At 55.3% G+C, this 11,501-nt stretch carries 10 protein-coding genes; 7 read left to right on the forward strand and 3 right to left on the reverse strand.

What is annotated here, in order from left to right; translation table 11 throughout:
* Positions 1-147: 147 nt before the first annotated feature.
* Complete coding sequence (locus AC6F7T_RS05050; RefSeq protein WP_500716910.1) at positions 148-462, reverse strand: c(7)-type cytochrome triheme domain-containing protein; 315 nt, start codon at positions 460-462, stop codon at positions 148-150.
* 201 nt (positions 463-663) lie between these two features.
* On the opposite strand from AC6F7T_RS05050, the gene AC6F7T_RS05055 reads away from it, so the two are divergent.
* From AC6F7T_RS05055 to AC6F7T_RS05065, 3 genes are all read left to right on the forward strand, one after another.
* Positions 664-1,875 (forward strand): HDOD domain-containing protein, encoded by a 1,212-nt coding sequence (locus AC6F7T_RS05055; protein WP_500716911.1) that lies wholly within the window; start codon positions 664-666, stop codon positions 1,873-1,875.
* A gap of 108 nt (positions 1,876-1,983) precedes the next feature.
* Positions 1,984-2,406: a hypothetical protein gene (locus AC6F7T_RS05060; RefSeq protein ID WP_500716912.1), complete on the forward strand. Its 423-nt coding sequence runs from the start codon at positions 1,984-1,986 to the stop codon at positions 2,404-2,406.
* A gap of 2 nt (positions 2,407-2,408) precedes the next feature.
* A complete protein-coding gene (locus tag AC6F7T_RS05065) occupies positions 2,409-3,479 on the forward strand; it encodes an AI-2E family transporter (RefSeq protein ID WP_500716913.1) in 1,071 nt (356 codons plus the stop codon).
* A gap of 204 nt (positions 3,480-3,683) precedes the next feature.
* Here the strand turns inward: AC6F7T_RS05065 and AC6F7T_RS05070 are convergent, their stop codons facing one another.
* A complete protein-coding gene (locus tag AC6F7T_RS05070) occupies positions 3,684-4,190 on the reverse strand; it encodes a flavodoxin (protein WP_500716914.1) in 507 nt (168 codons plus the stop codon).
* Between the two features lie 219 nt (positions 4,191-4,409).
* Positions 4,410-5,135 (reverse strand): DUF3793 family protein, encoded by a 726-nt coding sequence (locus AC6F7T_RS05075; protein WP_500716915.1) that lies wholly within the window; start codon positions 5,133-5,135, stop codon positions 4,410-4,412.
* A gap of 489 nt (positions 5,136-5,624) precedes the next feature.
* Here AC6F7T_RS05075 and dmeF point away from each other — a divergent pair, with 489 nt between their 5' ends.
* The 4 genes from dmeF to AC6F7T_RS05095 all read left to right on the forward strand — a co-directional run bounded on the left by dmeF (position 5,625) and on the right by AC6F7T_RS05095 (position 11,478).
* A complete protein-coding gene (gene dmeF, locus AC6F7T_RS05080; RefSeq protein ID WP_500716916.1) occupies positions 5,625-6,623 on the forward strand; it encodes a CDF family Co(II)/Ni(II) efflux transporter DmeF in 999 nt (332 codons plus the stop codon).
* 299 nt (positions 6,624-6,922) lie between these two features.
* Positions 6,923-8,125 carry an efflux RND transporter periplasmic adaptor subunit gene (locus AC6F7T_RS05085; protein ID WP_500716917.1) on the forward strand — a complete coding sequence of 401 codons (1,203 nt, stop codon included), beginning with the start codon at positions 6,923-6,925 and terminating at the stop codon, positions 8,123-8,125.
* On the forward strand, positions 8,125-10,068 hold the full coding sequence (locus AC6F7T_RS05090) for a MacB family efflux pump subunit (protein WP_500716918.1): 1,944 nt from the start codon (positions 8,125-8,127) through the stop codon (positions 10,066-10,068). Before AC6F7T_RS05085 ends, AC6F7T_RS05090 begins: the two co-directional genes overlap by 1 nt.
* A gap of 12 nt (positions 10,069-10,080) precedes the next feature.
* On the forward strand, positions 10,081-11,478 hold the full coding sequence (locus tag AC6F7T_RS05095) for an efflux transporter outer membrane subunit (protein WP_500716919.1): 1,398 nt from the start codon (positions 10,081-10,083) through the stop codon (positions 11,476-11,478).
* Positions 11,479-11,501 lie beyond the last annotated feature (23 nt).

The following is an 11,501-nucleotide window of genomic DNA, read 5'->3' on the forward strand; positions in this document are numbered from 1 at the left end:
GGAGTGGGGAGTGGGGAGTGGGGAGTGGGGAGTGGGGAGTGGGGAGTGGGAGTGGTAATGGACAAAAGACAAAGGCCGGTCTCGAAAAATTGAGCCGGCCGTTGGTTAACCTGCATGTCCGGCGGGAAAACTATTTCCCGCCAGAAACTACTTGACGTGACAGCGGTTACAACTGGTTTTAGCCTCGAAGGCCGTCTCGCCATTGTGACAGAAACCACACAGCTCACCAGCGTAGATTTTTTCCATAGTAATTTCCACTGAACCCTGCTTCATTTTCGGGAACAGGTTGGGGTTATGGCAGTCACCACACTTGAAACCGGCTTCAGCGTGAATTTTTCCGGAAAACTCGACGGCGCCCAGAGCTCCTTTATCAAAGGTCAAGGAACGGTTGGCGGGAACAGCAATAGCTGCGGTTGCCGCACAGAGCACAACAATACTGAATAACAGAATGATCTTTTTCATCGGCACTATCCTTGTCAAAAAAAGTGAGAGATATGTTATACGAAAAAAGCCTGACTTGCTGTCGCAAGTCTATACAAGCAAAAGATAAAGGTCAACTTCCGCATCAGATATTTGCTATTTTATTTCTGCGGTAAAAATAGCTAAACTGTTTTAGCTGTTATATGGCAGCAAAAAGATCAGCGCCGGAGAAAGGGATCCTCAGTGGAACATTTTATCGCCAGACAACCGATTTTCGACACGCAAGGACGTGTTTTTGCCTACGAGCTGCTGTTCCGCTCCGGGATGCACAATTTCTTTGACAGCGATAACTTCGATCAGGCAGCGGCCAGTGTTATTGCCAACAGCAATCTGCTGTTCAGCCTGGGAGAGATGACCGGCAATACCAGGGCTTTTCTCAACTGCACCGAGAAAGTACTCCTCGAAGACCTGATGACTACCCTGCCACGCCAACAGGCAGTAGTAGAAATACTGGAAGATGTCGAACCAACATTGCAAGTCGTCGAAGCCTGCAGGCGTCTCAAAAAGCTCGGTTACACCCTGGCTCTCGATGATTTTGTCTATCATAAAAACTTTGAGCCACTACTGGATCTGGCCGATATCGTCAAGGTCGATTTTCTCCTCTCAGATGTCAACCAGCAGGAAGATCTGGCACGGCAACTGATTCCCCGAGGGATCAAGATGCTGGCCGAAAAGGTTGAAACCCATGAGGTGTATGAGCTGGCGAAAACCATGGGGTATCAGCTCTTTCAAGGGTACTTTTTTGCCAAGCCGGTGATTATTTCGCGCAAGGATATCCCGACCAACAAGATTCAATTCCTGCGCATTCTTAAAGATGTCCACGCTGAAGACGTCGATTTCAAAAAACTCGCCCTCACCATTCAGAGTGAAGTCTCCTTGACTTACAAGCTGCTCAAATTGATCAATTCGGCCGCCTTTGCGCTGCGCAACCGGGTGACTTCGGTCCTGCAAGCCCTGTCCCTGTTGGGCTTGCGGGAAATTCGCTCATGGGTCTCCCTGTTATCCATTTCCTCCATGGCTAACGATAAACCGGCGGAACTTGTCGTCAGTTCGCTGATTCGCGCCCGCCTCTGTGAGCAATTGGCGCTACCAAGCCGCTTGGGGGATCGCACATCCGATCTGTTTTTGATGGGTCTATTCTCCCTGCTTGATGTCATCATGTCGCGCCCCCTCGACGAAATCCTTCAGGAGATTACCGTTGATGATGAGGTCTTTGCCGCCCTGACCGGTGAAGATAATCAGCTCAGATCGATTCTCCTGCTTGTCATCGCGATGGAAAAAGGGGAGTGGGAGACGGTTTCACAACTGACCGCAGAGACCCGGATCGATGAACAACTGCTACCGGCCGCCTACCTCGAAGCAGTCTCCTGGGCCCAGAATATTTACAGCTTGTGAATTCCGCAAAGGTATTTTACTTGCTGCCCGCAGTGACCATGTTTGCCGCATCCCTGATTGACAGTCCCGAGCGGACAGGGTACAAAGGATGTTTCCCAAGGAGCACACATGACCAAGAAGGTAACGGCCGCTGGTGATCACACCCTCTCACGCTGTAGCAAATGCAAAGAATCCACCAATCACACCATTGTTGCCATGGTTGGCGACCGCGTAGCCCGGGTTGAGTGCAACGTCTGTGGCAGTATCCATAACCACCGCAGCACAACCGCTCCAAAGCCGCGCAGCACATCTCCGCGCACCCCGGCTCAGCCGCGCAAAACCCGCACGCAGACCCAGTGGGTGGACATCATGGCCACAGCGGATCAGACCCGTGCCATCCCTTACCACCTTAAAACTCCGGTCAAAACCGGTTATCTGATCAATCACCCCAGCTTTGGCATGGGCAAGATTCTCTCCACCACCCGCCCCAACAAAATGGAGGTCATCTTTGAGCAGGGGGTCAAGCTGCTGCTCTGCAACGTTGCAGACTGACCATGACCAGCCGACGGAACCGAGCAACCGACATACTTGTCTCCCTGGCCGCCCTGGTAATCATCATCGCCGGGTTGAAGACCGCCCAGGCGCTACTGGTGCCTTTTCTGCTGGCTTTTTTCATCTCGATTATTTGTGCCGGTCCCTTCTACTGGCTGCGCCAACATCAGGTTCCGGCTTGGTTGGCGCTGCTGATCGTCATTGCCGTGGTCATGCTTGGCGGACTGATCGTGCTGACCATCATCGGCACCTCGGTTAATGATTTTACCAGCCAGCTCCCGCTGTACGAGCAAAAGTTGCGTTCCCAAACCCTGATCTTCATCGACTGGCTCGACCGTTTCGGCATACAGATTTCACGCCGGCTACTGCTTGACCACTTTGATCCGGGCTCGATCATGCAGTACGCCGGACGCATGTTATCGGCCGCCGGTGGGGTACTAACCAATTCCTTTTTGATTCTGTTGACGGTCATCTTTATCCTTTTTGAAGCGGCGGGAATACCTGACAAATTACGTGCCGCCCTGACCGACGCTGACACCTCCCTGGCCTCTTATGAACGCTTTGTCAAAGGGGTGCGCCAATATTTGATGATTAAAACCCTGATCAGCCTGGTCACCGGCCTGATTGTTACTGCCGGGCTGATGCTCATTGGCGTCGATTATGCTCTACTCTGGGGACTGATTGCCTTTCTGCTGAACTATGTCCCCAATATCGGCTCCATTATCGCTGCCATTCCGGCGGTACTCCTGGCGTTGGTACAACTCGGCCCATTGCATGCGCTGCTGGTAACCGGCCTATACCTTGCCATCAACGTAGTGATGGGGAATGCCGTCGAGCCGCGCCTGATGGGGAAGAGTCTCGGTTTGTCGACCCTGGTGGTGTTTCTGTCATTGGTCTTCTGGGGCTGGGTGCTGGGCCCGGTGGGGATGCTATTATCGGTACCCTTAACGATGATCATGAAAATCGCCCTCGAGATCAATCCATCGACGCGCTGGTTGGCAATCATGCTTGGCTCCGATGTTTCACCGGCAAAACCAGCGCCAGATGAGTCAGCCGGTGTCGACCTGACCTGACTGTCTCGCTATGCTCTACCGCCCTTTTGGACGAACCGCTACAGCACTTTCCATCATCAGCTTTGGGGGCATGCGTTTTCCCGATCCCGATGACCTCGACGCCAGTGCTGAACTGGTACGGTATGCCTGGAACCAGGGAATAAATTATTTCGACACCGCACCCCTCTGCTGCAACTAAATGAACAGATTTCCTGCAACGTCCGGCTAAAGACCGGCCTCGCGACGTAACTGTACCACCCAACCGTTCAGGCGAGATTCAGTCAGCTCCGGCTGATTGGTCAGATCGAGGGGCAGGCCAAGAAAAAAATCCCCTTCGATAGCTGCTGAATAGTGGTAGTCATAATCCTCGTCGGGCCACTTGCCGACAACCTCGGCACCTGCAGCTTTTGCGACATCGTGCAGAACCCTGATCGCGTCAACAAAGGCATCAGGGTAGCCAACCTGATCGCCGATACCGAACAGCGCCACCTTTTTGCCTTTGAGATTGGCCTCATGCAGGCACTCAAACGCATCGTTCCAGTCATCCTGAAGACGATCCCGGGCATCACACCAACTTGACGACCCCAGAATCAGCAGATCACAGGATTCGAAATCGGCGCGTGTTGCCTCGGCCACCGGATAGAGTTTTGCCGTGCTGATCAATTGCGCCAGTTGCCCAGCCACTGCTGCCGTCCTACCTGTGCTGCTGCCGTAGAAAATGCCGACGTTCATGGGTCGCTCCTTTGGACGATTCCGAAAACAGGGAAACTATCGTCTCTCATACTGCTGTTAATAAGTTTCAACCGGAAGTTCCAGATAAACACAATGCCGCTTTTTTAGAATCCTAATGGAATCACACTTTATCTATACCACAACCACACTCAGTATCGTCCAACAACCCTTCCAGCAACGGGGCGCGGCGCACGCAGGTCAGCAGTCTAGCACTTGTTGTCATACAGCAAGCAGGAGCGCTGCAGGATCGTTGCCGGCCATCATGCGTCGATTGATCACCTGGCGTTCCGCACAAAAACGCCGATAGAGCTGCAGACTACGTCCGGGCGGCCCATAAATCCGCCACAGACAGCGCCCTTGCCAGGGGCGGCTTGTGCCGGAGATAAAGCCTTTGACATCCTTAAGAGGATAACCGAGAAACATCCCGATTTCATCGGGAGAATCTTCGACCTGACAAACCTGTTGCAAATGCGTCAGCGCTGTATCAAGGGTCAAGGGGCGCGGATAGCCACATCCGGCCAGAAAAGATTGCATCGTCCGACTGGACAGTCGTTTAACCAGCAGTTCGGGGCAATAAAACAGCAGGGATACGCCATCAGCATCAGAGCGCAAGGTAAGTACCTGCAACGCCGAGTCCCGCAACATATCAGCACCATAATCCTGCCAGAGTTGATGCATACAACGACCACAAGGCAAGGTGCGCCTGATGATGCGGATCAGGTTGGCAGGCTTGACGCCGGCAATTACCTCGGCGGCACTGCTGACAACAAAGGCGGCAAGGCACTCGCGCGAAGACGGATAACGGTTAATCAGATCAACCCAGGTTAGTTCGCGCTGTGGCTGTTTTTCCGGGACACAACAAAACCCGGACCGAGTACTGACCAACGACTCGCGACAAGCGCGAGCCAGATGAATCTCTTCTGTGTTTTTAATGTTAATTTTCATGGAGTCCCGGTAAAAGTACCAGCAACACGTAGCAATCGTAGCAGTCACCCCAAATCGGCCACACACTACTTTTATTCGACACTAATGTTATTGATTATGACTTTCAAAAATACAGAAAAATATCGCTCATTGCAAAGATTTTTATCTTGAGAGTTTATTATCAGTTGGTGACATTAGTCCACCAGGCGCCTCTATTGACAAAGTTTTGTGAAATACGGCAACAGCTTATGGCGTTTGCGCTACCGATGTTCATGCTATAATGCCGATGGTGCAGACACTACGACCAGCGCTAAATTAAATCTGTGATAACTGTCACAAAACGCGCGCTTTTTGATAACGATGATCAATTTTGTCTTTTCTGCAAAGGGCTTTGTTTGATAAAAAAGTATCTGTTCAGCACCGGATCGGGGTGAATAGTTACATAAAAAAGGGACCTTTTCTGTGTTAAAGATCAACGTCATCACTTAACAAACCAGCGGGAACGAACCCATGCGGAAATCATCATCTCCCAACCCCAACTGCATCGCCGGGCAAGTCTGCTATCAGCATGATTTCGGTCATGGCAAGCTGAGCAAGGCCGAACGCCGCACCCTGATCGCCACGGTGCTGACCCTGCTGACCATGATCGCCGAGATCTTCGGTGGCTGGCTGACCGGCTCTATGGCCCTGTTGGCCGATGGGGTCCACATGGGCGGCCACACTGTTGCTTTGGGGCTGGCGGCAGGGGCCTACTACCTGACCCGCCACCACGCTGAAAATCGCCGCTTCAGCCTTGGTAGCGGCAAGATCGGTGATCTGGCAGCTTATACCAGCGCTCTGTTGCTGGGTTTGTCGGTCATCTGGCTGGTGTATGAATCGATCCAGCGCCTGCTCAACCCCACGATCCTTCATGCCCGAGAAGCGTTGCTGGTAGCGATCATCGGTCTGATCGTCAACCTGCTCTGCGCCTGGCTGCTGACCGGCAGCCAGGATCATCAACATGGTCATGACCACGCCGCTGGACACAATCACGCCCATCAGGACCATAATCTGCGCGCCGCACTGGTTCATGTGATCGCCGACGCGGTCACCTCAGTCGCTGCTATTATCGGCTTGATCGCTGCCTGGGCCTGGGGGTGGAACTGGCTTGATCCGCTGATTGCCCTGGTCGCTTCGGTGGTGATTCTGCGCTGGGCCGCCGTTCTGGTGTACCAGACCGGCGCAATTCTGCTCGATGCAGAAGCGCCCGAAGCCATGCGTGAGCAGGTGCGCCAGCGGCTGGAATCAGTCCCCGACAGTGAAGTTATCGATCTGCATCTATGGTCGGTGGGACAAAAAAGCTGGATTCTGGTGGCAGCAGTGGTCTGTCATAGCGAGGCGACACCGGCAGACTATAAAAACAGCCTCACAGATATGCCGCAAATCCACCATCCGGTCATCGAAGTACTGATCTGCCGGGAATGTGACCCTGCACAAATACACACACACCAAACCAGAAATTCGCTATAGTATGGATTGATCATTGGCGCTATGGTGACAAGGGATGTAGGGGATGTAGAGTTTTTTTGGTTATCTATTTGATTTCAGTAAGTAAGAAAAGAGGACATGGATACTGTGACTGCGCTTCGCTCCGCGCAGAATGACGGCAGGATCCCGTTCCGAACGATAGTGTCTGTGTCATCCTGCGCGACATCGCCGGATCGAGATTTCCAGCTGGTCGCGGCGGCCTCGATCCTCTAATCGTCACAACTGAAGTGAAGCGGATAACCAGTGAGAGTTTTTTACTGCAACAAGGATTTTTCACTATCATGCGAGTACCCGGATTCAATCAACAGGGCAAGTTTCTGTTGCCTGCCGTCATCGTCCTGTTGCTGATCAGCGCTACTGCTGGTGGCTGGTACTATCTGGTGATACAACATGACAAACCCACCCCGCCCACCCTTGTCACCGTCCAGCGCAGCTCCATCGAAGATCTGGTCACCGCTACCGGCATCCTCCAGCCACGGGATTATGTCGATGTCGGTGCCCAGGTTTCCGGACAACTGCACCGCATTCACGTTGAGGTCGGCGATAAGGTGGAAAGCGGCGATCTGCTCGCCGAAATTGATCCGACCCTGTTCATGGCGAAGGTTGATGCCAGCCGCGCCCAGTTGCGTTATCAGCGTGCATTGCTGAATGATCGGCAGGCACAGCTGCAACTGGCGCAGATCCATCACCAGCGCCAGCAGAACCTCCTCGCCGCGCAGGCAACCAGCGAAGAAAGTGCGCAGAACGCGGCGGCAGCCTATCAGTCGGCCAAGGCCCAGATCGACATGCTCATGGCCCAGATCGATCAGAACGAGTCAACCTTACGTGCCGATGAGGCCAACTTAAGCTATGCGCAGATTTTTGCACCGATGGACGGCACGGTGGTCGCCATCAGCGCCCGTCAGGGGCAAACCATCAACGCCAGTCAACAGGCGCCGGTGCTGATGCAGATCGCCGACCTGTCGGCCATGACGGTCAAAACCCGGGTTTCCGAAGCCGACATTGCGCGCCTGCAGGTCGGCATGGAGGCCTATTTTACTACCCTGGGAGGACGCGACCAACGCTGGCTCGGCACCCTCTACCGGATTGAACCGACCCCCACAGTTGAAAACAACGTAGTGCTCTACAGCGCCCTTTTTGATGTCGACAACAGCAACCACAACCTGCTGCCGCAAATGACCGCCCAGGTGTTTTTCGTCATCGCCGCTGCACAAGACACCCTGCTGCTGCCGGTCACTGCCGTACACACCCGGCGCCCACCCCAAACGCCGGCGGCTGGTAGCGGCGCACCGGCAACCGTGACGCTGCTTGATGACAAAGGTGACCTGGTGGAGCACCAGGTCAGGGTCGGTATCAGCAATCGTATTCAGGTTGAGATTCTGGAAGGACTCAAGGAGGGCGAGCAGGTTGTCGCCTCGACGGCAAACGCTAGTGATCAGCGCAGCAACCAGGCACGCCCACCTATGGGTATGCGGATGCGCTGATGGTGGACATCAATCAACCCCTCATTGAACTGCGCAAGGTCAGCAAAACCTACTACCGCGGCGAACTGGCGACCAGGGTGCTGCACGGAATCGATCTGCAGATCGATCCGGGGGAGTTTATCGCCATCATGGGAGCCTCCGGTTCCGGCAAAACCACCCTGATGAACCTGCTCGGCTGCCTTGATCGTCCTACTTCCGGCGACTACCTGTTCATGGGTGAAAATGTCGCGACCCTGTCCAACGATGAGCTGGCGCGTCTGCGCCGTGAAGAGTTCGGTTTTGTTTTTCAGAGCTACCACCTGATTGCCACTGCTAACGCCCTGGAGAATGTGGAGGTGCCTTCGGTGTATGCCGGCGTACCCCATGCGCAGCGGCGCAGCCGGGCAACCGAACTGCTGACCGAGCTGGGGCTGGAGGATCGCCTCACCTACCGACCAAACCAGCTTTCAGGCGGTCAACAGCAACGGGTATCCATCGCCAGGGCACTGATGAACGGCGGGCGCATTATCCTTGCCGACGAACCAACCGGGGCGCTGGACAGCCATAGCGGCGCCGAGGTAATGAAACTGCTCAGTGATCTGGCGCAGCGTGGCCATACGGTCATCCTGATCACCCATGAGCAGGAGGTTGCTAATCATGCCGACCGCATCATCGATATCCGCGATGGACTGATCATCTCAGATACCCGCACAAGCCCTGCCACGCTCCCCACCCTGAAACGAACACGGCCACCGGTACTGATGAACTCCTATCCGGCAGAATTGGTTGAAGCCACCCGCACCGCAGTACGTTCACTGCGCAGCAATATTTTCCGCACGATTCTGACCCTGCTCGGTATTGTCATCGGCGTTGCCTCGGTGATCACCATGCTCGCCATTGGTGACGGCGCCAAACAGGCGGTGGTGGAACGGATCAGTGTACTCGGCAGCAACTTGCTGATGGTCAGGCCGGGTGCCCCCAACATGCGCGGCGCGGGAGGCATCGCCACCCTGGTGCCCGAAGACGCCATTGCGGCCCGCACCATCCCCAATGTTCTGGCCGCCATCCCTGAGCAAAGCAGCGCCATCACCGTGCGCGCCGGAGAGTTTGATCACCGCACCAGCCTCAACAGCACTTCCAGCGATTTCGTTATTGCGCGGCGCTGGCAGCTTGCCGGTGGCAGCTTTTTTACTGAAACGGACGAGCGCAATTTTGCCACCGTCGCTGTTCTTGGTCAAACCGTTGCCCGCGCTCTGTTTCCCGACAGTGAGCCGTTGGGGAAATATCTGTTGATCAACAATATCCCTTTCCAGATCATTGGCGTGATGGCTCCCATGGGTGCCGGCATGGGCGGCAGCGATCAGGATGACGTGGTATTTGTCCCCTACACCACCGGCAGTCTGCGCCTGACCGGCCAGCGCCATCTGCGCAACATCACCGTTGCGGTGGATAATGTGTCACGTATTGACGAAACCCAGCAGCAACTCCAGCAACTGCTGCTCTTACGTCATGGCGGCATTGAGGATTTCCAGATCCGTAACATGGCCTCGATCATCGACAGTATCACCGAAACCCAGAATACCCTGACCATCCTGCTCGGTTCCATTGCCGCCATCTCCCTGCTGGTCGGTGGCATCGGGGTCATGAATATCATGCTTGTCAGTGTCACCGAACGGACCCGTGAAATCGGCATCCGCATGGCCACCGGCGCGCGGATGCGCAATATTCAGCAGCAATTTCTTATTGAAGCATTGGTTGTCACTGCCCTGGGAGGTATCATTGGGGTCATTGCCGGCCTCGGCACGGCAGCCATCATTGCCGCCTTTGACACACCGATTCACTATGCCGTTCTGCCGGTCATCCTGGCCTTTGGCTGTGCCTTTATTACCGGGCTGGTGTTTGGTTATTTCCCTGCACGTAAAGCCGCCCGCCTTGATCCGGTGGTGGCACTGGCGTCGGAATAGGTCATATTCACGATGAACACGTTACACCTCCTCAAATTAATTATCCTGGCGGCGCTGCTGAGTGCTTGCGCCCTGCCGATCGAGCACCAGACGCCCGAGTTTACCTTACCATCAGCCTGGGATGAAACCACCACATCGACCATGCCCTCCACACAACCGCTGGAAAAAGACTGGTGGAGCGGCTTTAACTCGGTTGAACTGGAACGGCTGATTGTCCAAACCCTCAGCGCCAGCCCCGATATCCGCATCGCCACCGAACGGGTGCTGCAGGCGGAGATTGCCCTGCGTAACAGCCGGGCGCCGCTGTTTCCCACCCTCAATCTCGATGCGACAACGCGCGCCGGGCGCAGTGAAACCAGCGGCACCTCGGTTCGCACGGAAAGCTCCCGTGCCGGACTGGCGATCAATTATGAGATTGATGTCTGGGGGAGTAATTTTGCCGCCTGGCAGGGGGGACAGGCCGCTTATGCTGCCAGCCGCCACGACTATGAAGCGACCCGCTTGTCGCTGATTGCCGGCGTAGCCAACGCCTATTGGCAGGTCCTGGCAGTCCGCGACCGCCTCGCCATCACCCGCCACAATCTGGAAATTGCCGAGCGCCTTTTTACCATTGTCGCAGCGCGCCAACGCTACGGTGCTGCCAGCGCTCTCGATCTGAGCCGCCAACGTACGGCAGTGATGGTGCAGCGCGACGCCCTCTTGCCTCTGGAGATACGGGAACGTCAGACCTTACGGGCGCTGGCGCTGCTGGTGGGAAAACCACCACAGGGATTTACTGTGACCGAGGGTGGTCTAGATGATCTGGTGGTGCCAACGGTAACCAGCGCATTGCCCGCTGAACTGCTGATCCGCCGCCCCGACATCGCAGCAGCGGAAGAACGACTGTTCGCCGCCAGCGCTAACATCAGCGTCGCCCGCGCTGCCCTGTTCCCCCTCAAACTTAACCTCGGTTTGTCGAGCCTGCTGGCGAGCAGCGAATTTGCCTTTTCGGGGCTGGGCAGTCCAGTGCATTCTGCTGATGCGATTGTGTCCCTGACCCGTGCCCTGTTTGACGGCGGCCGCCTGCGCGGTCAGGTAGCCAGGAATGAATCAGAACAACGGGTTTTGGTTGAAAGCTGGCGCAAGGCAGTTCTGGTCGCGCTAAGGGAGGTGGACGACGCCCTGGCGGTGGTCCATCGCAGCCAGATCCAGGAACAGACTCAGCGCGAGATCCGTGATGAAACGCTTCATGCCCTGGAGTTGTCTGAGCTACGCTATAAAGAGGGGAGCGACAGCCTGACCACCCTTCTCGATGCCCAGCGCAGTTTATTTGCGATTGAAGATCAACTGATTCAGCAAAAGCTTGCCCGCCTGACCGCCACCGTCGATCTGTACAAGGCCCTGGGCGGTGGCTGGCAACTGGCGCACTGAATTCCCTGTACTGTCTTCCCCTT

Source organism: Pelovirga sp., from assembly GCF_059864205.1.

Bases quoted from the DNA above. Each gene is read 5' to 3' on its own strand.
- AC6F7T_RS05050 (WP_500716910.1), bottom strand. From the start codon at position 462: ATGAAAAAGATCATTCTGTTATTCAGTATTGTTGTGCTCTGTGCGGCA.
- dmeF (WP_500716916.1), top strand. From the start codon at position 5,625: ATGCGGAAATCATCATCTCCCAACCCCAACTGCATCGCCGGGCAAGTC.
- AC6F7T_RS05090 (WP_500716918.1), top strand. From the start codon at position 8,125: ATGGTGGACATCAATCAACCCCTCATTGAACTGCGCAAGGTCAGCAAA.
- AC6F7T_RS05095 (WP_500716919.1), top strand. From the start codon at position 10,081: ATGAACACGTTACACCTCCTCAAATTAATTATCCTGGCGGCGCTGCTG.
- AC6F7T_RS05070 (WP_500716914.1), bottom strand. From the start codon at position 4,190: ATGAACGTCGGCATTTTCTACGGCAGCAGCACAGGTAGGACGGCAGCA.
- AC6F7T_RS05065 (WP_500716913.1), top strand. From the start codon at position 2,409: ATGACCAGCCGACGGAACCGAGCAACCGACATACTTGTCTCCCTGGCC.
- AC6F7T_RS05060 (WP_500716912.1), top strand. From the start codon at position 1,984: ATGACCAAGAAGGTAACGGCCGCTGGTGATCACACCCTCTCACGCTGT.
- AC6F7T_RS05085 (WP_500716917.1), top strand. From the start codon at position 6,923: ATGCGAGTACCCGGATTCAATCAACAGGGCAAGTTTCTGTTGCCTGCC.
- AC6F7T_RS05075 (WP_500716915.1), bottom strand. From the start codon at position 5,135: ATGAAAATTAACATTAAAAACACAGAAGAGATTCATCTGGCTCGCGCT.